A 23552-nucleotide genomic window follows, 5' to 3' on the forward strand; every position below is an offset into this window, starting at 1 on the left:
CTCGCCCACCCCAACCCCCTTTGACACTTGGGAGTGGACATGACCAGGATCCCCACGGAGCCCGGCACCACTGAAGACAGACCCACCGAGTCCACCGAGGACGGCGCCCCCACGCCGGCCGCGGCCGCCCCGCCCAGGAACGCCCTGGACGCCTACTTCAAGATCTCCGCCCGGGGATCGACCCTCGCCAACGAACTCCGCGGTGGCGTCACCACGTTCATGGCGATGGCCTACATCATCCTGCTCAACCCGCTCATCCTGGGCGGCGCCGACGTCACCGGCGTCAAGCTGGACCACGCCGCGCTCACCACCGCCACCGCGCTCGCCGCCGCCGTCACCACGATCCTGATGGGCGTGGTCGGCAACGTCCCGCTCGCGCTCGCCGCCGGCCTCTCCGTCTCCGGCGCCGTCTCCGCGCTGGTCGTCCCGCACACGACCTGGCCGCAGGCGATGGGCCTGTGCGTCATCTACGGCCTGCTGATCGTGCTGCTGGTGGTCTCCGGCCTGCGCGAGAAGATCATGAACGGCATACCCCTGCCGCTCAAGCACGCCATCACCATCGGCATCGGCCTCTTCGTCACCGTCATCGGCCTCTTCAAGGCCGGGTTCGTGCACACCGGCGGACCCACCCCGCTGTCGCTCGGCCCGGCCGGCGAACTCGCCGGCTGGCCGGTCCTGGTCTTCTGCGTCACCCTGCTCGCCATCTTCGTCCTGATGGCCCGCAACGTGCGCGGCGCGATCCTCATCGGCATCGCCGGCGGCACCGTCCTCGCGGTGATCGTCAACAAGGCGGCCGGCGTACCCGCCGGGGCCTGGCGCAACTCCGTGCCCGTCTGGCCCGGATCCCCCGTCTCCGCACCCGACTTCGGCCTCTTCGGCGACGTCGACCTGTTCGGCGCCTTCGGCGGCTCGGGCATGGGCGCGATCAGTGCCTCGGTCGCCGTCTTCACCCTCGTCCTCGCCGGGTTCTTCGACGCGATGGCCACCATCATCGGCGTCGGCACCGAGGCCGGCCTCGCCGACAAGCGGGGCCGGATGCCCGGCCTCTCCAAGGCGCTGTTCATCGACGGCGCCGGCGGCGCGGTCGGCGGTCTGGCCGGCGCCTCCGGCCAGACCGTCTTCGTCGAGTCCGCCACCGGGGTCGGCGACGGGGCCCGCACCGGCCTCGCCTCCACCGTCACCGGCGGGCTCTTCGCCCTGATGCTGTTCTTCTCGCCGCTGGCCGGCATCGTCCCGGTCGAGGTCGCCTCCGCCGCCCTCGTCGTCATCGGCTCGATGATGATGAGCCAGGCCCGGCACATCGACTGGTCCGACCGCGACGTGGCCATCCCCGCCTTCCTCACCTGCGTCCTGATGCCGTTCACCTACAGCATCACCGCCGGGGTCGCGGCCGGCGTCATCTCCTACACGGTGATCAAGGCCGGCCGGGGCAAGTGGCGCGAGCCCGGCGCGCTGATGTGGATCCTGACCGCCCTCTTCGTCGTCTACTTCGCGCTCACCCCGGTCAAGTCCTGGCTGGGTGTGCACTGACCGACCCGTCCGAAGCGGTACCGCCGCCGTACGGGATCGTTCTCCCGTACGGCGGCCCGGTCCGTCGGCGGCCCGGTCCGTCGGCCGACCCTTCCGTCCGTGACCCTTCCGTCCGCGCCCGCCGGTCCCTCTCCGGCTACCCTCGAAAGCGACAAGGAGCTCCCGCCATGCAGGACATCGCCGAGCAGCTGCAGGCCTGGCACGCGTCCGGCCGCGCCTTCGCCGTGGCCACGGTGGTCGGGGTCTCCGGCAGCGCGCCGCGCGACCCCGGTGCCGCGCTCGCCGTCGACGAGGCCGGCGAGGCGATCGGGAGCGTGTCCGGCGGCTGCGTCGAGGGCGCCGTCTACGAGCTCTGCCGGGCCGCCCTGGAGTCCGGCCGGCCCGTCCTGGAACGGTTCGGCTACAGCGACGAGGACGCCTTCGCCGTCGGCCTGACCTGCGGCGGCGTCATCGACGTCTTCGTCCAGCCGGTCGTCCCCGGCGCCGACCCGGCCCTCGACACCGGCCTCGCCGCCGTCGCCGCGGGCACCCCGGTCGCCCTCGCCCGTGCCGTCGCCGGCCCCGCCGCCCTGCTCGGCGCCACCCTCACCGTCACCGCCGACACCCACCACGGCGCCCTCTCCCCCGCCCCCTCCACGGTGGCCGCCCTGGAACGGGCCCTGGTCACCGAGGCCCGGGCCATGCTCGACGCCGGCCGCACCGGACAGCTGGTGCTCGGCCTCGACGGACGCCCCTGCGACGAGCAGGAGCGGGGCACCGTGACCTTCTTCGTCGAGTCCTACGTGCCCCCGCCGCGGATGCTGGTCTTCGGCGCGATCGACTTCGCGGCGGCGGTCGTCCGGATCGGCAAGTTCCTCGGCTACCACGTCACCGTCTGCGACGCCCGCCCCGTCTTCGCCACCCGGCAGCGCTTCCCCGACGCCGACCGGGTCGTCGTCGACTGGCCGCACCGCTACCTCGACACCCAGCTCGACCGGCTCGACGGCCGCACCGTGCTCTGCGTGCTCACCCACGACGCCAAGTTCGACATCCCGCTGCTGGAGCGCGCGTTGCGGCTGCCGGTCGGCTACGTCGGCGCGATGGGCTCCCGCCGCACCCACCGCGACCGGGAGGCCCGGCTGCGCGCGAGCGGCCTGTCCGACGCCGAGATCGGCCGGCTGCGCTCCCCCATCGGTCTGGACCTCGGCGCCCGCACCCCCGAGGAGACCGCCGTGTCGGTCGCCGCCGAGATCGTCGCCCACCGCAGGGGCGGCAGCTGCCTGCCGCTCAGCGCCGGGGACGGGCCGATCCACCACGACCTGGCGCTCGCGGACGCCCCGGCGGACGCGGCGGAGCCGGGGAGCGTGCGGAAGCCGCACGCGGCCTGACCCGACGGGCCGCATCGGGTCGGGAACAGGTCAGGCCCGGTCAGGAACGGATCGGGTCGGTCAGGTCACCACGCTGTAGGCCTCGCAGATCAGCGGGGGCGCCGACGGGATCCCGATCTCGCGGAGGATCGGCAGCAGCACCGTCCCGAACTGCTCGAACGCCTCCCGGGACTCCCAGACGTCGGTGACGTGCCAGCCGCGACCGTCCGGATTCGGCCCCGACACGTGCAGCACCAGCCCGCGCACCGGCCAGTCGGCGGGACTGTTCAGCCCCGCGCCGCCGGTCAGCCGGTCCACCGCCTCCTCGTACTGCGCCTGGGAGAGTTCGGGGAAGTCGAAGGTCACGATGATCGCCATGAGGTGCTCCTGTCCGCGCCGGGGTGGCGATCCCAGTGCAGCCCGCGACCCACCGGGCGGCCATCCGGCGCCGCCGCCCGGGTGACGTTGCGTGGCCGCCGGGGCAGCGGGAGCCTGGAGAGGAGGACTCACCGCGAGCCCGCGGAAGGAGCACCGCCATGCGTGCCCTGCTGGAGATCGAGCTCGACACCGCGACGGCCAACCAGGTCGTCAGGGACGGCGCCGTCGCCGAGAAGTTCGACCGGATCATGGCCGGTCTGAAGCCCGAGGCCGTCTACGCCTTCGCCCGCAACGGCCGGCGCTGCCAGATCGCCGTCATCGACGTACCCGACGAGGCCGCGCTGCCGTCCGTCTGCGAGCCGTTCTGGCTGGAGTTCAACGCCTCCGTCGACGTGCACCTCTGCATGGACACCGACCAACTGCGCGAGGGCCTGCGCCGTCTCGGCAGCTGAACCGGCGACGCTAGGGCGTGTCCGAGACCGCCAGCCGCACGCCGAAGCCCAGCACCACCAGCCCGGTCACCCGGTCCATCGCCCGGCGCGCGGCCGGCCTGCGCAGCCAGCCGCGCAGCACCTGGGCGAAGCCCACCAGGACCGCCGACCAGAGCAGCCCCTCCGCGACGTGCACGCAGGTCAGCGCCACGCCCGCGGCGAAGTGCGGCGCCCCCGCCGGGATGAACTGCGGCAGCACCGCCACGTAGAAGACGCCGACCTTGGGGTTGAGCAGGTTGGTCAGCGTGCCGCGCCGCCAGCCGTGCGCCAGCCCGCCGCCGGACGGCTGCGCCTCCTCCGGCTCGGCGTCGCCGCCCTTGCTCCGGAGCATCCCGATCCCCAGCCACACCAGGTACGCGGCGCCCGCCCACCGCAGGATCTCGTACGCCAGCTGGGAGGCGGTGAGCAGCGCCGTGACGCCCGCCGAGGTCAGGGTGCCCCAGAGCAGCGTCCCGGTCTGGATCCCCAGCACCACGCCCCACGCCTGCCGCCGGTGCCCCAGCGCGGACGTGCGCAGGACCAGCGCGGTGTCGAGCCCGGGCGTGAGGGTCAGCAGCCCCACGACGAAGGCGAAGGACCAGAGGGCGGTGCTCATCTCCATGGTCCGTGATCGTACGGGCCGCCCCGCCCGCACACGGACACCCTGCGCGGCGGCCCCGGCGGCGGGCGGACGAGCGTCCGCTCCCCGCCGGGCACGACGTCAGTCGGCCGTCCCGGGTGGAACGACCCGAATGCGCAGGGCATCCGCCTTGGAACGGGCGCTGTGCACGATCTCCAGCTCGACAGCACCGCAGACGGCGAGCAGCCCGGCGTTGTGGAGCGGTTCGATCACCGCTCGAACCGCCGGCTTCGGGTACCGCGCGAATGCCGACTTGTCGATCGGAAAGCGCTCACTCACCGTGGTCCGCCGAACCGGTGAGGTCAGGCAGACCCCCTTCGGCAAGCCAGTTGAGGAAGGACTCACGCTTCCGACGGTTGACCGCGTCCTCCAGGGCGGCATTGACCGTCGCCACCTTGGTGGTCGTCCCGAAGATCTCTGCGGCCTCGGCCAGCAGCTCGTCCTTGACGTCTATCACCGTGCGGGTCACAGCGGACCTCCGGGGATCGAAGAGCCTGTGGTGATATCGAAATTCACCGTATCCGATATCTCGGCCGCGGGATCAGGTCACGTTGAGGCGGGCGGCCAGGCGGAGCAGGCCCGGGGAGAGGCGGGAGAGGAAGCGGGCGGCCTTCGCCTCGGGCGTCACGGGGACGACGGCCTTCCCGGTCCGAACCGCGTGCAGGACGGCGGTGGCGACCTTCTCGGGCGGGAAGCCGCGGCGGGCGTAGAGCCTGGCGGCACGGGCCTGCTTGGCGGCCTGCTGGTCGGCGGTGGTCGCGGAGAAGGTGGAGGTGCGGGTGATGTTGGTGTTGACGATGCCGGGGCAGATCGTGGAGACGCCGATGCCGTGGCCGGCCAGCTCGGCACGCAGGCAGTCGGAGAGCATGAAGACGGCGGCCTTGCTGGTGGCGTAGGCGGTGAGCGCCTTGGACGGCAGGTAGGCGGCGGCCGACGCCAGGTTGACGATGTGACCGCCCTCGCCGCGGTCGGCCATCAGGCTGCCGAACGCCCGGCAGCCGTGGATGACGCCCCAGAGGTTGACGTCGAGGACGCGCTGCCACTCCTTCTCGGTCGTCTGGAGGAACGTCCCGGAGTGGCCGATGCCCGCGTTGTTGACGATCACGTCCGGCACCCCGTGCTCGGCGGCGACCTGCTGGGCGAAGGCGTCGACCGCGGCGCCGTCGCTGACGTCGACCCGGTAGGCGTGGGCGGGCGGCCCGATCAGGGCGGCGAGTTCGGCGGTGCGGCGGGCCGCGTCCAGGTCGAGGTCGCAGACCACCACCCGGGCACCGTCCTCGGCGAAGGCGAGCGCGGTGGCCCGGCCGATGCCGCTGCCACCGCCGGTGACGACGACGAGCCGGCCGTCCCCGGCGGCAGCGGCGGCGCGGTCCTCGGGGGCGTCCCGGCCGGCCTCGGTGCGGGCGACGTGTTCACGGACCATCCGGGCCACGGCGGTTCCCTTCTCCAGCAGTGCGGACCAGTGGGTGGCGTGCAGGGTCCGGCGGGTCAGCCGCGGCACCCAGCGCTCCAGGCCCTCGGAGAGGTAGGTGCCCACGTAGTGGTCCCGGGTGAGGGTGATCAGCTGGACCGGCACCTCGGTGGGCCGTTCGCGCGGGTTGCGCAGCGTGGGCCGCATGTTGGCCCGGTACAGCTCGATGCCGCGCACCGCGTCCCGGCGCAGCGTGGGCTGCGGGTGGCCGGGGCGCGGGCTGACGCCCTCCAGGTCGCGCAGCACCCGGGGCCAGGCGCGGGCGAGGCCGAGCCGCCAGACGCCGGGGGCGAGGAAGGGCAGGTGGAAGGCGGTGATGTACCAGGAGTGGGCGCCCTGGGCGATCAGTTGCCTCAGGTGGCGCGGGGTGGGGCGGCGGAAGCGGTCGCGGAGCCAGAACCCCATGTGGTCCAGGCAGGGCCCGGACATGGTGGTGTAGGAGGCGAGCCGTCGTTCGGCACCGGGGGTGGTGACGGCCTCCCAGGACTGCAGCGAGCCCCAGTCGTGGGCGACGACGTGCACCGGGCGGTCCGGGCTGACCGCGTCGGCGACGGCGAACAGGTCGTCGGCCAGCTGTTCCAGGCGGTAGCCCTCGCGGCCGGCCGGGACGCCGGAGGCGCCTGCGCCCCGGACGTCGTAGCGGACGACGTGGTGGTCGCGGGCGAGGTCGGCGGCGACGTCGTCCCAGACCGCGTGGGTGTCCGGGTAGCCGTGGACCAGCAGGACGGTGGGGGCGCCCGGGTCGCCGTCCTCGAAGACGGCGAGCGGCAGGCCACCGGAGTGGACGGTCCGGCGGCGGGAGGCGGCACGGTGCGGCACCCGGGGGGCGGGGTGCCCGGCGCGTCCGGTGTCGCGGCTGGTCGTCATCGGGTCGCCTCCTGAGCGGTCACGGTGGTCGGGGTCACGGTGGTCGCGGTGGTCGCGGCGGCGCCTGCCCCGGTCCAGCGGCGGACGTGCGGGAGGTCGTCGTCGAGCCAGTACGCGTCGTCCTCGGTGACCACCAGCAGCTCCTCGAACTTGATGCCGACCTCCCGGAAGCCGATGTGCGGCTCCACCGCCCAGAGGCCCGGGGTGGGCGCGTGCCGGGAGGAGCGGCCGTCCGCCCAGAGCGGGGAGCGGCCGTGCAGGCGCTCGCTGATCAGCTCGCGGCCGAGCGTCTGGAGTGTACGCACCCCGAAGCCGAACACGTTCACCCCCGCCGGGCCGCGGGCGGTCGTCCGGGTGACCTGATGGCCGATCACTCGGCCCGGGTAGACGCGGTGGCGGTTGTCGTAGCCGTGCGCCTCGATCTGCGCGTCGACCGCCGCGTACACGTCGGCGAGCGGCCTGCGGGCGCGGACCTCGGTGAGGATCAGCTCGCGGTAGACCCGGAGGTCGGCGGCGAGGCGGTCCCACACGCGGTTCTCGCCGACCTTGCCGCCGTAGCCGATGTCGGCGGTGTAGCCGTCGACGACGGGCGCACAGTCCAGCACGTACGGCATGCCCTCCGTCAGCCAGCGGTTGCCGGCGAAGAACTGCAGCGGCGTGTGGAAGTGCCGGAACGCCGTCCGGTCGCCGAACCAGGCGAACGGCACGTGGAAGAAGTCCTGCACACCGGCCGCGACCAGCCGGCGGCGCAGCTGCGCGGTCGCCTGCCGCTCGGTGACACCGGGTTCGATCCAGGCGGCGACCTCCTCGGCGCAGTGGTAGGCGAGCTGCTGGGTCTCCCGGAAGCGGGCGAGGTCGTGCTCGGTGTAGGGGAAGGCGGGGGTGCGCGGCACGGCGGGGGCTCCTTCTGGGGGATCGGCGGCCTACGGCCGGTCGGACGGGTCCTGCACCCGGGGCCGGCCGGGCGCACCGAGGTCGAGCACCAGGGTCTCGCCCGCGGCGGCCCGGGAGACGCAGGGCAGCAGGGCGCCGGCGGCCCGCTGTTCGGCGGTGAGGCGGCGGTCGCGGTGGTCGGGGGTACCGGCCAGCAGCCGGACCTCGCAGGTGCCGCAGAAGCCCTGGTGGCAGGAGTACGCCAGGTCGGGGCGGGCCTCCCGGAGCACGTCCAGGGCCGAGCGGTCGGCCGGGACGTCGAGGGCCGGTCCGTCGGTGCCGAGGCGGACGGTGAACGGCTCGCCGTCGGTGATCGGCGCGGCGCCGAACCGTTCGAAGTGCAGGGAGGCGGCGGGCGATCCGTCGAGGGCCCGCTGGACGGCGGCGAGCATCGGGGCCGGGCCGCAGCAGTAGACGGCCGCACCGCGCGGGGCGCGGGCGAGGAGCTCGGCCCCGGTGGGCGGGCCGCCGTGCTCGTCGTCGGTGCGCAGGTGGACCCGGTGCGGGTCGAGGGCCCGCAGCTCCTCGGAGAACGGGAGGGTGCCGGCGCTGCGGCCGACGTGGACGAGGTGCCAGTCCAGGCCGTGCCGCCGGGCCTCGCGGGCCATCGGGAGCAGCGGGGTGATGCCGATGCCGCCGGCCACCAGGAGGACCGCCGGTTCGGCGCAGAAGGCGAAGCCGTTGCGGGGACGGCGGGCGGTGAGCCGGGTGCCGGGGCGGAGGGTGTCGTGGACCTCGGCGGAGCCGCCGCCGCCCGCGGGCAGGTGCCGGACGGCGATCCGGTAGGCGGCGGGGTCGGCCGGGTCGCCGCAGAGGGAGTAGTGGCGCTCGCGGCCGGACGGCAGCACGAGCCGCAGGTGGGCGCCGGGCTGCCAGGGCGGGAGGGGACCGCCGGAGGGGTCCGCGAGGGTGAGTTCGACGACGTCGGTGGCGGCCGGGCGCCGGGCGGTGACGACCAGTTGGAGCGCCGGGGTGGGGCGGCCGGGCGGGCGGCGGGGGTTGCGCCGGAGCAGCGGGCTGCCGAGGGCGGGGCTGTAGCGGTCGCCGAAGGCGGTGAGGAAGCGGAAGAAGGTGTCGGCGCGGGGGCGGCCGTAGAGGTCGGGGGGTGGGGTGCGCAGATCCATCCGGCGGGGTCCTTGGGTCCTTGGGTCCTGGGCGGCGGGTGGGCCGGGGGCGGGTGGGCCGGCGACGGGCCCCGGGGCGGGGGCCGCCGTCCCCGTCAGCGGCCGGCGGCGGCGCGGGCGGCCGGGGAGGTGGCGAGGTAGCCGAGGGCCTGGCTGGAGGACCCCTCCTGGGTGGGGTGGTAGCCGGGCCGGAGGTAGCGCAGGCCGGAGCGGATCGAGGTGAGCGGGTCGGGCAGCAGTCCGCGCCTGGCGATCCGGCCGGCCTCGCGCCAGGTGGGCCTGATCCGGCCGTCGAGGGTCGGGTCGGCGGCGAGCAGGAAGCGGGCGCCGCGCACCCAGAGGTGGACGAGGAGCGGCCCGGAGATCGCCATGCCGCGGATCCGCCGCAGGTAGCCGGGGTCGAGGTGGACCATCAGGTCGTAGGCGACGCTGCGGTGCTCGACCTCCTCGGCGCCGTGCCAGCGCAGCAGGTCGAGCATGGTCGGGTCGGCCTCGGCCCGGTCCAGGCCCGGGGAGTTGAGCGCCCAGTTGCCGAGGAAGGCGGTGAAGTGCTCGATGGCGGCGACGAACGCGACCCGCTCGATGATGTTCTCGCGCTGCCGCGCGGGCGTCAGCCCGGGCTTGTCGCCGAGGACCCGCTGGAACAGCCAGGAGATCTGACGCACGTACGGGCGGGGGTCGAGGCCCTGCCCGAACAGGTGGTCGAGGACCTCCTGGTGGGCCTCGGCGTGGATGGCCTCCTGGCCGATGAAGCCGAGCACCTCGTCCCGCAGCTGCTCGTCCCGGATCATCGGCAGGGCGTCCTTGAACACCTTGACGAACCAGCGCTCGCCCTCCGGGAGGAGGAGGTGCAGGACGTTGATGACGTGGGTGGCCATCGGCTCGTCGGGAATCCAGTGCAGCGGCAGTCCGGACCAGTCGAAGCGGACGTCGCGGGGCTCCAGGACGAGGCTCTCGTGCACCCGGACGGCCGGCGCGGCGAGGGCGGGAACGGGGGTGGGGCTGGGCATGACGGGGCCCTCCTGACCTGCGGGTGGCGGCTCGTGGCGGCTCGACCCGGCAAAACGTACTCGCGGGTAGTGCGCGCCACAAGAGGTTCGACACCTCTTATCGACATCGAGTCTAATAAGTGATGTGCACCGCGGCGGGCCCGGCGAAACACCCGGGGCCGACGGCCCGGCACCCCGGGAAACACGAGGACCCCGCCGCGGCGCGACGGGGTCCTGCGATCCTCCGCGGTGCTTCAGACGGCCATGGCCAGCATCAGCGGCGCGGCCCGGACGGCGAGCAGCTCGGCGGCGGCCTTCAGCCGGTGCACGTTGTCCACCGGCATCGAGGTGGCCAGGCAGCCGACCGTGCTGCCGGCCGTGACCGGGACCGCGGCGCAGACCGTGCCGAGCGCGTACTCCTGGATGTCCAGCACCGGAACGGTGGCCGGCTGACGCTCCAGACGGTGCATCAGCTGGTCCGCGTCGGTGACCGTCCGGGAGGTCAGCCGGGCCACCGGGTGCCGGGCGAGGTGGTCCCGGCGCGCGTCGTGGTCGAGCTGGCTGAGCAGGCACTTGCCGATCGCGCTGGCGTGCGCGGTGGCCCGGAAGTCCACCCACTCCTGCACCGCCGGCGCGTGGTCGCCCGCCGACACCGCCTCCACCGACAGCTCGCCGTCGTGGTAGCGGCTGAAGTACACCGCCGCGCCCAACTCGTCCCGGAGCTCCTCCAGTTTGCGATCCAGCCGGACCCGCACCAGCTGCTCCCGGTTCTGCTGCCCGAGCAGCGCGAAGGTGCCGCCGAGCACCCAACCGCCGTCCTGGCACATGAGGTAGCCCTCGATCTCCAGGATCTCGGCGAGCCGACGGACCGTCGGCAGCCCGAGGGACGTCTCCCTGGCCAGCGTGACCAGCGTGGCCCCTCCGGGGTGCCGGTCGACCGCCTCCAGCAGTCTGAGGGCGTGCTGCAGGGAGGTGAACGGACCGGGCAGGCCCTGGGCCGGCGCGGCGTGGCGACCGGGGGCTGGTGTCGACATGTCGTCCCCTTCCGATGTCCCCCCGCAGGTGTGACCGGCGGGTGGTGTCCAGCCTATCCACCGCTGTACACCGCCATCCGCCCCTCTGCGGATTTTCGTGCAGGTGCGGTGAAGCACTTGACGGGCATATGCCCCGCCGATGCCCCCGCGTACCCCCGCCCGCCGGGTGGCGCAGCGGCGGACGTTCCTGACCGTCGATCGGCGGCAGGGCGCCTGCGGCGGGCGGGGGCGGGCGTCCGGCTGGCGGACGGGCACCGGGCCGCTCCCCCACTGCCTGGGGGAACGGCCCGGTCGGGGGGCGGCGCCGGGGTGCGGGCCCCGGCGGCCGGGGAGGGTGGTCCGGTGGATCAGCCCTCGTCGCCGGCCCGGAGCCTGGTGACGGCGGCCTCCAGGCGGGCGCCGTACTCCTGGTCGGCGGCGTGGAAGTGGGCGAGGTTCCGCTCCACGACGTCGTCGCGGGAGACCTGGGCCAGGAAGCCGGCCAGGTTGTCGATCAGGCGGGCCCGCTCGGCCTCCGGCATCAGCCGGTAGAGCTCACCGGCCTGGAAGAAGTCGTCGTCCTTGGTGTGGGCCGGGGTGGTGTGGGTGCCGGTCCAGCCGCTCAGCCCGGTCGGCGCGGCGAGCGCGGCGCCGGTCTGGGCCGGCCCGTCGTAGGAGTTGGGCTCGTAGTTGCGGGCACGGCCGGCCGGGTTGAGCGCGCCGAGGCCGTCCCGGCCGTAGTTGGCGGCCTCGGTGGCGCGCGGGGCGTTGACCGGCAGCCGGGTGTGGTTCACCCCGAGGCGGTAACGCTGGGCGTCGGCGTACGCGAACAGGCGGCCCTGGAGCATCTTGTCCGGGGACGGGCCGATGCCGGGCACGAAGTTGTTCGGCGAGAACGCGGCCTGCTCGACCTCGGCGAAGACGTTCTCGGGATTGCGGTTGAGCACCAGGCGGCCGACCTTGACCAACGGGTAGTCGGCGTGCGGCCAGACCTTGGTCAGGTCGAAGGGGTTGAACCGGTAGTCGGCGGCCTCGGCGACCGGCATCAGCTGGACGTAGAGGGTCCAGGACGGGAACACCCCGCGCTCGATGGCCTGGTGGAGGTCGCGCTGGTGGCTGTCGGCGTCGCCGCCGACCGCCTCGGCGGCCTGGGCGGCGTCCAGCGAGCGGATCCCCTGGTTGGTCTTGAAGTGGTACTTCACCCAGTAGGCGTCACCCTGCTCGTTGACCCACTGGTAGGTGTGCGAGCCGTACCCGTTCATGTGGCGGTAGGACGCGGGGATGCCGCGGTCGCCGAAGAGCCAGGTGATCTGGTGGGTCGACGCGGGCGAGTGGGCCCAGAAGTCCCAGACGTTGTCGGCCTCCTGGACACCGGTGTACGGGTCGCGCTTCTGGGAGTGGATGAAGTCGGGGAACTTCAGCGGGTCCTTGATGAAGAAGACCGGGGTGTTGTTGCCGACGAGGTCGTAGTTGCCCTCCTCGGTGTAGAACTTGAGCGCGAAGCCGCGCGGGTCGCGGACCGCGTCGTTCGAGCCCAGGTTGCCCGCGACCGTGGAGAAGCGGAGGAACACCTCGGTGCGCCTGCCGACCTCGCCGAGGAAGGCGGCCCGGGTGTACGGCGAGACCTCGTCCGTGACCTCGAAGTAGCCGTACGCGCCGGAACCGCGGGCGTGCACGACGCGCTCCGGGATGCGCTCGCGGTTGAACCGGGCGAGCTTCTCCAGCAGGTGCTGGTCCTGGACCAGCAGCGGACCGTAGGCGCCGGCCGAGGCCGAGTTCTGGTTGTCGGCGACCGGGGCGCCGGACTCCGTGGTCAGGATCTTGGACATGACGGGTCCTTCGGATGTCGATAAGGGTGTGACGCTTGGGGGAATGCGGCGCCGCCCCGGGCCGCGGCCGGAGGGCTCCGCGGGTGGCGCGGAGCCACCGCGGCCGCGGCCCCCGGCCTGCGGCGGCGCCGGTCGGGACACGGGCTCCGGCGCCGGTCGGGATGCCGGCTCGGGCGCCGGTTCAGATGCCGAGCAGGCGCCAGGCGGCCGAGCGGCGGCGGGAGGAGTGCTCGCCGTCGGGGCCGTCGGCCGGGCTGAGCGCGGCGACGGCGGTGCGGGCGGCGTCGGCGTCCACCAGCGGGCGGGCCGCGGCCAGTTCGGCGGCCTCCCCGGCGGTGAGACCGGCCTCGACGAGGGCCGCGGCGGCCTCGTCGACCGGGACGGCGTCGAACCAGCGCAGCGCGAGACCGGCCCGGCCCGCCTCGGTCGGGCGGCCGGTGAGGCGGAGGCGGGCGAGGCCGCCGTCGGGGTACACGTTGATCCGCACATGGGTCACCGGGCGGGCCGGGTCCAACCGGAAGCGGTGGCGGGTGTCGGGCTGGAGGCGGGTGCGCGGCAGGAGCGCGAACCAGCCGTCCGGGTCGGCGGCGGGGTCACCGCCGGCGGAGGCGTCGTAGCCGACCAGGTCGGCCCAGCCGGGGGCGTTGGCGACGAAGTGGGTGGTGTCCACCTCGGCGGCCAGGACCTCGCCGCCCCCGGCCAGGGCGATCCGCACCCAGTCGTTGGCCTTGTCACGCCGACGCCGGGTCTCCCAGCCCTCACCCATGACGGAGGCGCGGCCGGGAGCGTTCAGGTTGTGCGGGGAGGAGAAGTAGCGGTCGGAGGCGGCCTCGGCGACACCGCCGTGCTCCTGGGCGGCCAGGTCGAAGGTGAGGCCGTCCAGCTCGCGCGGGTCGGGAAGCACCTCGCCGTGGACGCGGAGCCGGGCGACACCGCCGTCCGGGAAGATGTTGAGCCGTACGTGGGTGAACCGGGTGGCGCTGCTCACCGCGAACGCGTGGGCGGTGTCGCCCCGCAGCGGGGTGCGCGGCAGGATCTCCACCCACGCGGCGGCCGCGACCTCGGCGGGCGAGGGGTGGCCGGGTATCGAGGCGGCCTCGACGGAGGCGCTCTCCGGGTAGTTCCCGGTGAAGTGCGCGGTGTCGACGACCAGGCCGCGGATCACTCCGGCGGCGCCGAGCCGGACGACCGCCCAGTCGTGGTCCTCGTCGGTGGGGTGCGGCTGTTCGGCGCCCGTGCCCCGGCGCCGCCGGGACTCCCAGCCGTCCATGATCTGGCCCTTGTGGCCGAAGGTGTGCGGGCGGAACACGGCGGCCTCGGCGACCAGCAGGTTCTCGGCGTCGGCGAAGGTGTCCTCGTTGGTGGCGACGACACCGGCGCCGAGCCGGCGGGAGGCCAGGTCGACCAGCTCGGTGAACGGGGCGTTCGGGGTGGGGACGGTGGTCACTGCGACTCCTCGGGGCCGGGGGTCGGACGGGTGGACCGGGCGGGCCCGGGACCGGTGGACACGGGACCGGTGGACACGGGACCGGTGGGCCCGGAGCCGGTGGGCCGCGGGCGGGTGAGCTGGACGCCGAACGGCTCGCCGGCGACGTCGACGACCCGGCCGCGCAGCCAGGTGGTGCGGACGGCGCCGGTGAGCGTCCGGCCCGCGTACGGGGTGACGGGGTTGCGGTGGTGCAGGTCGGCGGCGTGCACGGCGAAGCGGCCGTCGGGGTCGAAGGCCACCAGGTCGGCGTCGTGGCCGACGGCGACGGCGCCCTTCGTCCCGGTGAGGCCGGCCAGCCCGGCCGGGCCGGCGGACATCCAGCGGACCACGTCGGAGAGGGTGTGACCGCGCCGCCGGGCCTCGGTCCAGACCGCGGGCAGGCCCAGCTGGAGCGAGGCGATGCCGCCCCAGGCGGCCGCGAAGTCCCCGCTGCCGCCGCGTTCGGGCAGCAGCTTGAGGTCGGGGGTGGACGGCGAGTGGTCGGAGACGACCGCGGCGAACTCCCCTGCGGCCAGGGCCTCCCAGAGGGCGTCGCGATTGGCCTCGTCACGGATCGGCGGACAGCACTTGAACGCGGTGCCGCCGTCCGGGACCTGCTCGGCGGTGAGGGTCAGGTAGTGCGGGCAGGTCTCGGCGGTGACCTCGACACCGTCCGCGCGGGCCCGGCGGAGCAGCGGCAGCACGGCGGCCGAGGAGACGTGCAGGACGTGCACCCGGGCGCCGGTGCGCCGGGCGGTGTCGAGCAGCCGGGCCACCGCGGCGGTCTCCGCACCGGCGGGCCGGGAGGCGAGGAAGTCCCGGTAGTGGACGCCGGGTTGCTGCGGTGCGGCGGAGAGGACGGCCGGGTCCTCGGCGTGGATGATGGCGAGCGCGCCGATTCGGGCCTGTTCGGCGAGGGCGGCCTCCAGATCGGCCTGTTCGAGGTGCGGGAACTCCTCGACGCCGCTCGGTGCCAGGAAGGACTTGAAGCCGAACACGCCCGCACGGTGCAGGGGTTCGAGGTCGGCGAGGTTTCCGGGCACGGCCCCGCCCCAGAAGCCGAGGTCGACCCAGGCCTGACCCTCCGCGGTCTTCCGTTTGACCTCCAGCCCGGCCGGGGTGGTGGTGGGCGGCACCGAGTTGAGCGGCATGTCGACGACGGTGGTGACACCGCCGGCGGCGGCCGCCCGGGTGGCGGTGGCGAAGCCCTCCCACTCGGTGCGGCCGGGTTCGTTGACGTGCACGTGGGTGTCGACCAGGCCGGGGAGCAGCGCGGTGTCACCGAGGTCGGTGAGCGCGTGGCCACCGGCGGGGAGGGAGCCGTGCGCGGCGATCCGCGCGATCCTCCCGTCCCGGACCAGCACGTCCGCGGGGCGCTCGCCGTCCGGCAGGACCACCCGGCGGGAGCGGATCACCGCGGTCTCGCTGATGGGCATGGGGGACCTCCGAAACCTGGTCGAGGGGTGGGGTGCGCCGAAGGATGGCCCGGAGCCTAGGGCCGCCTTCAACAAATCGTCAATGGAGGAAACTACGAGGGTCCGCGCCGGTCACCGGTGGAGGAACTCCGCCGCCAGTCGCTCCCCCGCGACCTCGGCGAGCTCTCCCGCCCTGGTCAGGCCGTCACCGGGCTGCTCGCCCAACTCGCTGAGCGCGTACGCGGCGGCGAAGCCGGCCGCCCGCCACTCGCGTTCGGACAGTTCCACCCGTCCCGCCACGGCGGCCACCCGGACCCCCGCCCGGGCGGCGGCCGCCGCGACGCCGGCGGGGGCCTTGCCGTGGAGCGTCTGCGCGTCCAGGCAGCCCTCGCCGGTGACGACGAGGCGTGCCCCACGCACGGCCGCGTCGAAACCCAGCAGGTCGAGCAGGAGCTCGATGCCGGGTCGCATGGTGGCGCCCAGCAGGGCGAGCGCCGCGAAGCCGACCCCGCCCGCGGCCCCCGCGCCGGGGGCGTCGCGCACCTCGCGGCCGACCGTCGCGCCGACCGCGTCGGCGAACCGGGTCAGAGCTTCCTCCAGGACCAGCAGGTCCTCCCCGCTCGCGCCCTTCTGCGGGCCGTAGACGGCCGTCGCGCCGCGCGGACCGAGCAGCGGGTTGTCGACGTCGCAGGCGACCACGATCTCGACGCCCGCCAGGGTGCCGGCGAGCCGTCCGGGGTCGATCCGCTCCAGGCGCCTCAACGCCGCTCCACCGGGCGGGAGTTCGACGCCTTCGCCGTCGAGCAGCGAGACGCCGAGCGCCTGGACCATCCCGGCCCCGCCGTCGGTGCAGGCGCTTCCGCCGAGGCCGAGCACGATCCGCTTCGCCCCGAGCCCGACGGCCCGGCCGATCAGCTGGCCGACCCCGTAGGAGCCGGCCGCGAGCGGGGCGGTCCGGCCGCCGGGGAGCCGGGCCAGCCCGGAGGCCTGGGCCAGCTCGACCACGGCGGTGTCGCCCCGGACGGCGAGCGCGGCGTCCACCGGCAGGCCGGTCGGGCCGGCCACCTTGGCGGGAACGCGGGCGAAGCCGGCCGCGAGCGCGGCGGCCAGGGTCCCCTCGCCGCCGTCGGCGACGGGCAGTTCGCGGACCTCGGTACCGGGGGCGGCACGGCGGATGCCGGCGGCGATCCGGGCGGCGGCCTCGGCGGCCTCCAGGGTGCCCTTGAACTTGTCGGGAGCTACGACCACATGGCCCTGGTGGGAGGTGGGGGGCATGGCGTGGGCCTCACTTCTGGTCTGGCGATGGTCCGTCAAGCATGGGCCCCGGCAGGTCCGGGGCGGCTCCCTCCCCGCCGTCCCCCTCGTCCCGCTTCCGGAGGGCGAGGGACTCCCCTCGACGGGGGAGGGAGCCGGGCGACGCGCCGCTCGGCACGACCGAAGTGCCCCTGGAGGGTGGGCGCGTCACCGTCCGGTCGACCGGCGGGCGGGCGGATGAGCCCCGCACCGCCCGCCGGTCGGGCCGGTCGCCGCCCCGGCCGCACGGGTACGCACGCGGCCGGAGCGGCAGGTGGCGACCTCCCGGTGGCGCGGGCACGACCGGACAGGTACACGCCACCGGGAGGAGTCGAGGGGCCGGGAGGGCTACTTCACCTCGCGGCCGGAGAGCCGCTCGACGCCGCGCAGCAGCGCCGAGTGGTCGAGGGAGCCGTCGCCGTTGGCACGGGCGGAGGCGACCAGCTGGGCGACGACCGCGCCGACCGGGAGGGCGGCGCCGACGGCGCGGGCGGCCTCGGTGACGATCCCCATGTCCTTGTGGTGCAGGTCGATGCGGAAGCCGGGGGCGAACTCGCGGTTCAGCATGTTGGTCTTCTTGCGGTTCAGCACGGTCGAGCCCGCCAAACCGCCGCCGAGCACGTCCAGCGCGGCCCCGAGGTCGACGCCGGCGTTCTCCAGGAAGACCACGGCCTCGGCCACGGCCTGGATGTTGACGGCGACGATCAGCTGGTTGGCGGCCTTGACCGTCTGGCCGGCCCCGGCCGGGCCGACGTGGACCACCGTGGTGCCGAGCACGTCGAACAGCGGCTTGGCCTCGGCGAAGTCCTCGGCGGCGCCGCCGACCATGATCGAGAGAACGGCCTCGACCGCGCCCGCCTCGCCACCGGAGACCGGGGCGTCCAGCGCACGGACGCCCTTCTCCCGGGCGGCGGCCTCGACCCTGATCGAGGTCTGCGGGGTGATGCTCGACATGTCGATGACGAGCGTGCCGGGCCGGACGTTCTCCAGGACGCCGCCCTCGCCGAGGACGGCCTGCTCGACCTGCGGGTCGGCCGGGACCATGGTGATCACGACCTCGGCGTCCCGCACCGCGTCCGCGATGCTGGTGGCGCCGTGGCCCCCGGCCGCGACCAGGGCGTCGATCTGCGGCCGGGTGAGGTTGTAGCCGGTGACGTGGTGGCCGGCGCCGACCAGGTTGGCGGCCATCGGGCTTCCCATGATGCCGAGGCCGATGAAGGCGATCTTGCGGCTCATCGCGTCGTTCCTTCTGTCCGTGGAGCGGGGAGGGTGGGGTGGGCGGCCGGCGCGGCCGGGCACGGCCTAGGCGGCGCGGTGCTCGCGCGGGAGCCACCCGAAGCTGTCGGCGCTGACGCCGGTGGACGGGCGGTACTCGAGGCCGATCGGGCCGGTGTAGCCGGCGGCGGTGAGCCGGGCGAAGAGGTCCTCGAAGTCCAGCCCGCCGGTGCCCGGCTCGTTGCGGCCGGGGGTGTCCGCGATCTGCACGTGGCCGATCCGGTCGGCGTACGCGTCGATGACGGCCGCCGGGTCCTCGCCGTTGCGGGCCAGGTGGTAGAGGTCGCAGAGGAACCTCGCGTTGCCCAGGCCGGTGGCGGCGTTGACCCTGTCGACCACCTCGACCGCGGCGGCGGCGGAGACCAGCGGGTAGTCCGGGGACTCCGGCCGGTTCAGCGCCTCGATCAGCAGCACCGCGCCGATCCCGTGCGCGGCCCGGGCGGCGAGGACGAGGTTCTCCAGCGCGAGGGCGTCCTGCCCGGCCGGGTCCTCGCCGGCGACCCGGTTGCCGTAGAGGGCGTTGAGGGCCGGGGTGCCGAGCGAGGCGGCGAGGGCGGCGGCGACGGGGACGTTGGCCCGGAACCGCTCCTTCTCGGACGGCACCGAGACGGTACCGCGCGCCCCCTTCACGAGGTCGTCGAGGAAGTTGAGGCCGGTGAGCCGTACGCCGGCGTCGGTGAACGCCTTGCGGAGCGCGTCCAGCTCCGCCTCGGCGGGGCTGTGGTCCTCGCCGAACGGCCACCACAGCTCGGCGGCGGTGAATCCGGCGGCGGCCGCCGCGGCCGGGCGCTCCAGCAGCGGGAGCTCGCCGAACAGGATCGACAGGTTGACCGTGAAACTGTGCCGGGAAGCGGCGGTCACGTCCATCACCTCGTGTCTCTCTTCCGTCATCCACAACTTCCACGATGCGGAAGAGGGATTCTGTCTGGTGGAAGCATGTCCGGCCCCTCGGAGAACTGTCAAGGCGTCTACAACATTTTGTTGAAGACTCCGCCCGCCCCGACCGCGCAGTCGCCACCGAGCGGCCCGAACCGGCCACTGACCGCCCCACCCCTCGCTCGCTACAGTGAGCGGGTGCGATTGATGGTGGAGTTCACGACAGAACCGTTCGAGCTGGACACGTTCCCGGAGCACGCCGCGGCGGCCCGGAAGGCGGTCGACGAAGCGGGCCTGGCCGTCGCGGTCGGCCCCTTCGGCACCGGCGCCGAAGGCGAGGCCGACCAGGTCCTGGCCGCCGTGACCCGGCTGCTCCGGGAGAGCCTGGACGCCGGCGCGACCCGGATATCGGTCCAGGTCAGCGTGCTCGGCGACGAAGGCGCCGACGCGCCCGAGGAGGGTGGTAGGCCGTGACCGAGCACGTCGAACACCCGCTCGCCGCGGCGCTGAAGCCGCTGCTGGACGCGGTCGGCGCGACGCCCCTCCCGGTGGGCGAGGCGAAGCCCGAGGACGTCGTCCTGGAGTGGGAGGGCGCACCGGCACTGGCCGTCCGGCTGCCCCACCTCAGCAACGCGCTGGACCGCCTGCTGGCCGAGACGGCCCGCCAGTTCGACGGCCGGCCGCTGGCCGAGCTGGACCGCTGGGAGAAGCAGCGCGTCGTCGCCCTGCTGGAGGAGCGCGGCGCGTTCACCGTCCGGCACGGCGTCGAGACGGTCGCCACGGCACTCGGCGTGAGCCGCTTCACCGTGTACAACTACCTCAACCGCCAGGACGGTTCGAAGTCCGGCTGAGCCCGCGGGCCCGGGTGCGCCCCGCCGGCAGGGTCAGTGTGACCCCGTCCCCGGCGGGGCGCACTTGTCGCATCACACACGAGAGACCCCGCGACCAGGGCCGCCGCGAAACGTAACCACCAACCGTTCAACAAAGTGTTGACGACCCGATCCCACCGATCTAGCTTGTGCGGGTGGCACCACTCCCCAGGAGGTCCACCCGTGACCAACCACCCCCACGCCCTTGAAGCCCTGACGGCGGCCGACGCCGCCGAGCTGAGGGAGATCCTGCTGGACGTCTGCTCCAGCCCCGGCTGGGCCGACGCCGTCGTCGCGGCCCGACCGTGGACCGACCGCCGGGCACTGCTCGACGCCAACGCCGAGGCCGTGGCCGAGCTCTCCGCCGCCGACCTGCACGACGCGATGGCCGGCCACGCCCGGATCGGCACGCCCAGGCCGGGCGACGCCGCCTCCGAGCGCGAGCAGGCCGGCGTCCTCGGGGCCGAGGACGCCCTGCTCGACGAACTGCGCCGGGCCAACGCCGCCTACGAGGCCAAGTTCGGCCACGTGTTCCTGATCTGCGCGACCGGCCGTACCGCGGCCACCATGCTCGCCGCCCTGCGCGAGCGCCACCCCAACGACCCGGCCACCGAGGCCGAGATCGTCCGGGAGGAACTGCGGAAGATCAACGACATTCGCATCAACCGCCTGCTCGACGATAACTGACGCATCATCAGGTATCACTGACGCAGGATCACCACTGCCATCAGTAAGGTCACCCACTCATGACCGGCATCTCCACCCACGTGCTCGACACCAGCCTCGGCCGCCCGGCCGAGGGCGTCCCGGTCGAGCTCGCCCAGCACACCGAGGGTGGCTGGCAGGTGCTCGGCACCTCCGCCACGGACTCCGACGGCCGGGTCGAAGACCTGCCGGCCGTGGAGGCGGGCTCGGTCGTCCGGCTGCTCTTCGACACCGCCGCGTACTACGCGCCGGCGTCGGCCGAGCCGCCGTTCTTCCCCGAGGTCTCGATCGTCTTCACGGTCGCACCCGCGCAGCACCACTACCACGTGCCGTTGCTGCTCAACCCCTTCGGATACTCGGTCTACCGCGGAAGCTAGACCGCTCGATTGATATGGGAGCCACGCCATGGCCCACGTGCTCGGCCAGAACCAGTACGGCAAGGCGGAGAACCGCATCGTCCGGGTCTACCGCGACTCCACCCGCCACGAGATCAAGGACCTGAACGTCTCGGTCGCCCTCTCGGGCGACTTCGAGGACGTCCACCTGACCGGGTCGAACGCCCACTGCCTCCCCACCGACACCACCAAGAACACCGTGTACGCCTTCGCCAAGGAGCACGGGATCGAGTCGGCCGAGGCCTTCGGCATCACCCTGGCCCGCCACTTCGTCGACAGCACCGAACCGGTGCACAGCGCCCGGATCCGGATCGAGGAGTACGCCTGGGACCGGATCCGCACCCCGGACAGCAGCGCGCGCTTCATCGGCTCCGAGGAGGTCGGCCACTCCTTCGTCCGCTCCGGCCAGGAGACCCGCACCACCGAGATCGTCTACGACGGCGGGTCGGTCCAGGTCGTCTCCGGCCTGAAGGACCTGGTCGTGCTGAACTCCACCAACTCGGAGTTCTGGGGCTACATCAAGGACCGGTACACCACACTCCGGGAGGCCTACGACCGCATCCTGGCCACCCAGGTCACCGCCCGGTGGAAGTACGGCTACACCGGCCGGGACGACGAGGCCCAGCCCAACTGGAACCGCTCCTACACCCACGTGCGGCGCCACCTGCTGGAGGCGTTCGCCGAGACCTACTCCTACTCGCTGCAGCAGACCCTGCACGCGATGGGCACCCGCGTCCTCAACAACCGCGCCGAGGTGGACGAGGTACGCCTCGAACTGCCCAACAAGCACCACTTCCTGGTCGACCTGGAACCCTTCGGCCTGAAGAACGAGAACGAGGTCTACTACGCCGCCGACCGGATGTACGGCCTCATCGAGGGCACCGTGCACCGTGAGGGCGTCGTCCCGGTCATCCCGGTCGCCTGACCTCCGCCACCCGCTCCACCCGTTTTCTCCACCCCCACCCACCGGAGACCGTGCCCCCCTCGCGGCGGCCGGCCCGGGGAGCCGGAGAGACCGGCCGAGGGACCCTTGCACCGCCGTCCCGACCTCGGCCACCACGTGATCGACCGCTCTCCAGCGCCACGGGCGCGCCGGGAGCCACGGGCACAAGAGGGGCTCGACATGGCACCCAGCACCACCGGCACCACCGACGGCGGTTCCACCCCTGAAGGATCCCCCGGTCCGGACGCGGCCTCCGGGGCCTCCGGGTCCGGAGCCCCGGGCGCCCCGGGCAGTCCGGCGAGGACGGCGGAGGTCCACCCCGTGGACCAGCTGCTGCCACCCGTCAGGCTCGTCACCACCGGACTCCAGCACGTCGCCGCGATGTACGCGGGAGTCGTCGCTCCCCCGCTCATCGTCGGCGCCGGCGTGGGCCTCTCCCCCGCCGAACTCGCCCTGCTCATATCGGCCAGCCTGTTCACCGCCGGGCTGGCCACCCTGCTCCAGACCCTCGGCGTCCGGCGGATCGGCGCACGGCTGCCGTTCGTGAACGGCGTGTCGTTCGCCGGCGTCGCCCCCATGATCGCCATCGCCAAGGAGCACGGACCCGAGGACGCCCTCCCGGTGATCTTCGGCGCGGTGATCGTCGCGGGGGTCCTGTGCCTCCTCGCGGCGCCGTACTTCTGCAAGCTGATCAGGTTCTTCCCGCCGGTCGTCCAGGGCACCGTGATCACCCTCATCGGGGTGTCCCTGCTCCCGGTGGCCGTCAACTGGGCGCGCGGCGGTTCGCCGGACGCCCCCGGATACGGTTCCATGCGGGCCGTCGGACTCGCCGCGCTCACCCTCGCCGCGGTGGTCCTCGGCAACCGGCTGCTGCGCGGCTTCTGGCAGCAGCTCTCCCTGCTCCTCGGGCTTGCGGCCGGCACCCTGCTCGCGTTCCCGCTGGGCCTCGCCGACTTCGGCGCGGTCCAGGACGCACGGATCTTCGCGCTGCCCTCCCCCTTCCACTTCGGCGCACCGGCGTTCGACGCGGCCGCGGTCGCCTCGCTCTGCATCGTCATGGTGGTCTCGATGACCGAGTCCACCGCCGACATGCTCGCGCTCGGCCGGATCGTCGACCGCGAGGCCGACGAGAAGGTGCTCGCCGCCGGCCTGCGGGCCGACGGGCTGGCCACCGCGCTCAGCCCGGTCTTCAACGGCTTCGCCGCCAGCGCCTTCGCCCAGAACATCGGGCTGGTGGCCCTGACCCGGATCCGCAGCCGCTTCGTGGTCGCGACCGGCGGCGGCATCCTGATCCTGCTCGGGCTCTTCCCGGTGCTCGGCTCGGTCGTCTCGGTCGTCCCGCAGCCCGTCCTGGGCGGCGCCGGGATCGTGCTGTTCGGCACGGTCGCCGCCAGCGGCATCCGCACCCTCGCGGAGGCCGGCCTGGACTCCGGCGCCAACACGGTCCTGGTCTCGGTCTCGCTCGGCGTCGGCATCGTCCCGATCGCCGCACCGACCTTCTACGACGCGTTCCCGGAGGCCGTCCGCACCCTGCTGCACTCCGGGATATCGGCCGGCTGCGTGGCGGCCGTCCTGCTCAACCTGCTCTTCCACCACCTCGGCGCCGCCCGCCGGTCCACCCCCGACGCCGCACCCGACGCGCCGGCGCCGACGGCGACACCGTCCTGACCCACCGGGCGGGCATGCGCCCCGTGCCCGCCCGGCCCTCCCCCTTGGAGTCACA

The 23552-nt window shown here is 74.0% G+C and carries 23 protein-coding genes and 1 pseudogene; 9 read left to right on the forward strand and 15 right to left on the reverse strand.

The genetic code is table 11. The annotated features are described in order from the left end of the window. The first annotated feature begins 39 nt into the window (after positions 1-39). Positions 40-1530 carry an NCS2 family permease gene (locus ACFWIC_RS19485; protein ID WP_380519554.1) on the forward strand — a complete coding sequence of 497 codons (1491 nt, stop codon included), beginning with the start codon at positions 40-42 and terminating at the stop codon, positions 1528-1530. A 167-nt stretch (positions 1531-1697) separates the two neighbouring features. After that, the gene (locus ACFWIC_RS19490; protein WP_380519555.1) at positions 1698-2897 is read left to right on the forward strand and encodes an XdhC family protein; all 1200 of its coding nucleotides are present in this window, start codon (positions 1698-1700) and stop codon (positions 2895-2897) included. Between the two features lie 60 nt (positions 2898-2957). On the opposite strand, the gene ACFWIC_RS19495 is transcribed toward ACFWIC_RS19490, so the two are convergent. Beyond that, on the reverse strand, positions 2958-3254 hold the full coding sequence (locus ACFWIC_RS19495; RefSeq protein WP_329880474.1) for a hypothetical protein: 297 nt from the start codon (positions 3252-3254) through the stop codon (positions 2958-2960). 158 nt (positions 3255-3412) lie between these two features. Here ACFWIC_RS19495 and ACFWIC_RS19500 point away from each other — a divergent pair, with 158 nt between their 5' ends. After that, positions 3413-3706, forward strand: a complete 294-nt coding sequence (locus ACFWIC_RS19500) for a hypothetical protein (protein WP_329948895.1) — start codon at positions 3413-3415, stop codon at positions 3704-3706. A gap of 10 nt (positions 3707-3716) precedes the next feature. Here ACFWIC_RS19500 and ACFWIC_RS19505 read toward each other — a convergent pair whose 3' ends face one another. From ACFWIC_RS19505 to ACFWIC_RS19570, 14 genes and pseudogenes are all read right to left on the reverse strand, one after another. After that, positions 3717-4346, reverse strand: a complete 630-nt coding sequence (locus ACFWIC_RS19505) for a LysE family translocator (RefSeq protein WP_329880477.1) — start codon at positions 4344-4346, stop codon at positions 3717-3719. 99 nt (positions 4347-4445) lie between these two features. Beyond that, entirely contained in the window at positions 4446-4577 is a 132-nt protein-coding gene (locus ACFWIC_RS19510; RefSeq protein ID WP_329948896.1) for a hypothetical protein, read from the reverse strand. Positions 4578-4635: 58 nt separating this feature from the next. Continuing rightward, positions 4636-4833, reverse strand: coding sequence for a type II toxin-antitoxin system VapB family antitoxin (locus ACFWIC_RS19515; RefSeq protein ID WP_329880480.1), 198 nt, complete (start codon positions 4831-4833; stop codon positions 4636-4638). A gap of 72 nt (positions 4834-4905) precedes the next feature. Continuing rightward, entirely contained in the window at positions 4906-6702 is a 1797-nt protein-coding gene (locus ACFWIC_RS19520) for an SDR family oxidoreductase (protein WP_380519556.1), read from the reverse strand. Next, entirely contained in the window at positions 6699-7595 is an 897-nt protein-coding gene (locus ACFWIC_RS19525; RefSeq protein WP_380519557.1) for a M24 family metallopeptidase, read from the reverse strand. The genes ACFWIC_RS19520 and ACFWIC_RS19525 overlap by 4 nt, the downstream gene beginning before the upstream one ends. 30 nt (positions 7596-7625) lie before the next feature. Further along, positions 7626-8759, reverse strand: a complete 1134-nt coding sequence (locus ACFWIC_RS19530; RefSeq protein ID WP_380519558.1) for a PDR/VanB family oxidoreductase — start codon at positions 8757-8759, stop codon at positions 7626-7628. Between the two features lie 95 nt (positions 8760-8854). Beyond that, complete coding sequence (locus ACFWIC_RS19535) at positions 8855-9769, reverse strand: metal-dependent hydrolase (RefSeq protein WP_380519559.1); 915 nt, start codon at positions 9767-9769, stop codon at positions 8855-8857. A gap of 233 nt (positions 9770-10002) precedes the next feature. Further along, a complete protein-coding gene (locus ACFWIC_RS19540) occupies positions 10003-10782 on the reverse strand; it encodes an IclR family transcriptional regulator C-terminal domain-containing protein (RefSeq protein ID WP_329880488.1) in 780 nt (259 codons plus the stop codon). 347 nt (positions 10783-11129) lie between these two features. Continuing rightward, positions 11130-12590, reverse strand: a complete 1461-nt coding sequence (locus ACFWIC_RS19545) for a catalase (RefSeq protein ID WP_329948900.1) — start codon at positions 12588-12590, stop codon at positions 11130-11132. A gap of 391 nt (positions 12591-12981) precedes the next feature. Beyond that, a pseudogene (alc, locus tag ACFWIC_RS19550) lies at positions 12982-14037 on the reverse strand (allantoicase); the annotation flags it as partial. Continuing rightward, positions 14034-15494, reverse strand: a complete 1461-nt coding sequence (allB, locus tag ACFWIC_RS19555) for an allantoinase AllB (RefSeq protein ID WP_380519560.1) — start codon at positions 15492-15494, stop codon at positions 14034-14036. The pseudogene alc and the gene allB, both read right to left, overlap by 4 nt. Before the next feature lie 111 nt (positions 15495-15605). Continuing rightward, positions 15606-16748, reverse strand: coding sequence for a glycerate kinase (locus tag ACFWIC_RS19560; protein ID WP_329948903.1), 1143 nt, complete (start codon positions 16746-16748; stop codon positions 15606-15608). Positions 16749-17114: 366 nt separating this feature from the next. Further along, on the reverse strand, positions 17115-18002 hold the full coding sequence (locus ACFWIC_RS19565; RefSeq protein ID WP_329948904.1) for a 2-hydroxy-3-oxopropionate reductase: 888 nt from the start codon (positions 18000-18002) through the stop codon (positions 17115-17117). A 66-nt stretch (positions 18003-18068) separates the two neighbouring features. Beyond that, entirely contained in the window at positions 18069-18932 is an 864-nt protein-coding gene (locus ACFWIC_RS19570; RefSeq protein WP_329950520.1) for a TIM barrel protein, read from the reverse strand. Positions 18933-19124: 192 nt separating this feature from the next. Between ACFWIC_RS19570 and ACFWIC_RS19575 the strand changes: the two genes are divergently transcribed. The 6 genes from ACFWIC_RS19575 to ACFWIC_RS19600 all read left to right on the forward strand — a co-directional run bounded on the left by ACFWIC_RS19575 (position 19125) and on the right by ACFWIC_RS19600 (position 23497). Beyond that, positions 19125-19391, forward strand: a complete 267-nt coding sequence (locus ACFWIC_RS19575) for a thiamine-binding protein (protein WP_329950530.1) — start codon at positions 19125-19127, stop codon at positions 19389-19391. Continuing rightward, positions 19388-19768, forward strand: a complete 381-nt coding sequence (locus ACFWIC_RS19580; RefSeq protein ID WP_329880499.1) for a helix-turn-helix domain-containing protein — start codon at positions 19388-19390, stop codon at positions 19766-19768. The genes ACFWIC_RS19575 and ACFWIC_RS19580 overlap by 4 nt, the downstream gene beginning before the upstream one ends. A gap of 201 nt (positions 19769-19969) precedes the next feature. Beyond that, positions 19970-20473 (forward strand): 2-oxo-4-hydroxy-4-carboxy-5-ureidoimidazoline decarboxylase, encoded by a 504-nt coding sequence (uraD, locus tag ACFWIC_RS19585; protein ID WP_380519561.1) that lies wholly within the window; start codon positions 19970-19972, stop codon positions 20471-20473. A gap of 59 nt (positions 20474-20532) precedes the next feature. Continuing rightward, positions 20533-20868 carry a hydroxyisourate hydrolase gene (gene uraH / locus ACFWIC_RS19590; RefSeq protein WP_329880501.1) on the forward strand — a complete coding sequence of 112 codons (336 nt, stop codon included), beginning with the start codon at positions 20533-20535 and terminating at the stop codon, positions 20866-20868. 28 nt (positions 20869-20896) lie between these two features. Further along, positions 20897-21811 (forward strand): factor-independent urate hydroxylase, encoded by a 915-nt coding sequence (gene pucL, locus ACFWIC_RS19595; protein WP_329950517.1) that lies wholly within the window; start codon positions 20897-20899, stop codon positions 21809-21811. A gap of 198 nt (positions 21812-22009) precedes the next feature. Then, positions 22010-23497 carry a nucleobase:cation symporter-2 family protein gene (locus tag ACFWIC_RS19600; RefSeq protein WP_380519562.1) on the forward strand — a complete coding sequence of 496 codons (1488 nt, stop codon included), beginning with the start codon at positions 22010-22012 and terminating at the stop codon, positions 23495-23497. Positions 23498-23552: the final 55 nt, after the last annotated feature.

Origin of the sequence: Kitasatospora sp. NPDC127035 (genome assembly GCF_042726075.1) — a bacterium.
Classification (GTDB): Bacteria; Actinomycetota; Actinomycetes; order Streptomycetales; family Streptomycetaceae; genus Kitasatospora.

Excerpts from the sequence above, each read along its gene's own strand:
- ACFWIC_RS19485 (WP_380519554.1), top strand. The coding sequence starts at position 40 with ATGACCAGGATCCCCACGGAGCCCGGCACCACTGAAGACAGACCCACC.
- ACFWIC_RS19490 (WP_380519555.1), top strand. The coding sequence starts at position 1,698 with ATGCAGGACATCGCCGAGCAGCTGCAGGCCTGGCACGCGTCCGGCCGC.
- ACFWIC_RS19495 (WP_329880474.1), bottom strand. The coding sequence starts at position 3,254 with ATGGCGATCATCGTGACCTTCGACTTCCCCGAACTCTCCCAGGCGCAG.
- ACFWIC_RS19500 (WP_329948895.1), top strand. The coding sequence starts at position 3,413 with ATGCGTGCCCTGCTGGAGATCGAGCTCGACACCGCGACGGCCAACCAG.
- ACFWIC_RS19505 (WP_329880477.1), bottom strand. The coding sequence starts at position 4,346 with ATGGAGATGAGCACCGCCCTCTGGTCCTTCGCCTTCGTCGTGGGGCTG.
- ACFWIC_RS19520 (WP_380519556.1), bottom strand. The coding sequence starts at position 6,702 with ATGACGACCAGCCGCGACACCGGACGCGCCGGGCACCCCGCCCCCCGG.
- ACFWIC_RS19530 (WP_380519558.1), bottom strand. The coding sequence starts at position 8,759 with ATGGATCTGCGCACCCCACCCCCCGACCTCTACGGCCGCCCCCGCGCC.
- ACFWIC_RS19535 (WP_380519559.1), bottom strand. The coding sequence starts at position 9,769 with ATGCCCAGCCCCACCCCCGTTCCCGCCCTCGCCGCGCCGGCCGTCCGG.
- ACFWIC_RS19540 (WP_329880488.1), bottom strand. The coding sequence starts at position 10,782 with ATGTCGACACCAGCCCCCGGTCGCCACGCCGCGCCGGCCCAGGGCCTG.
- ACFWIC_RS19545 (WP_329948900.1), bottom strand. The coding sequence starts at position 12,590 with ATGTCCAAGATCCTGACCACGGAGTCCGGCGCCCCGGTCGCCGACAAC.
- allB (WP_380519560.1), bottom strand. The coding sequence starts at position 15,494 with ATGCCCATCAGCGAGACCGCGGTGATCCGCTCCCGCCGGGTGGTCCTG.
- ACFWIC_RS19560 (WP_329948903.1), bottom strand. The coding sequence starts at position 16,748 with ATGCCCCCCACCTCCCACCAGGGCCATGTGGTCGTAGCTCCCGACAAG.
- ACFWIC_RS19565 (WP_329948904.1), bottom strand. The coding sequence starts at position 18,002 with ATGAGCCGCAAGATCGCCTTCATCGGCCTCGGCATCATGGGAAGCCCG.
- ACFWIC_RS19570 (WP_329950520.1), bottom strand. The coding sequence starts at position 18,932 with ATGACGGAAGAGAGACACGAGGTGATGGACGTGACCGCCGCTTCCCGG.
- ACFWIC_RS19575 (WP_329950530.1), top strand. The coding sequence starts at position 19,125 with ATGGTGGAGTTCACGACAGAACCGTTCGAGCTGGACACGTTCCCGGAG.
- uraH (WP_329880501.1), top strand. The coding sequence starts at position 20,533 with ATGACCGGCATCTCCACCCACGTGCTCGACACCAGCCTCGGCCGCCCG.
- pucL (WP_329950517.1), top strand. The coding sequence starts at position 20,897 with ATGGCCCACGTGCTCGGCCAGAACCAGTACGGCAAGGCGGAGAACCGC.
- ACFWIC_RS19600 (WP_380519562.1), top strand. The coding sequence starts at position 22,010 with ATGGCACCCAGCACCACCGGCACCACCGACGGCGGTTCCACCCCTGAA.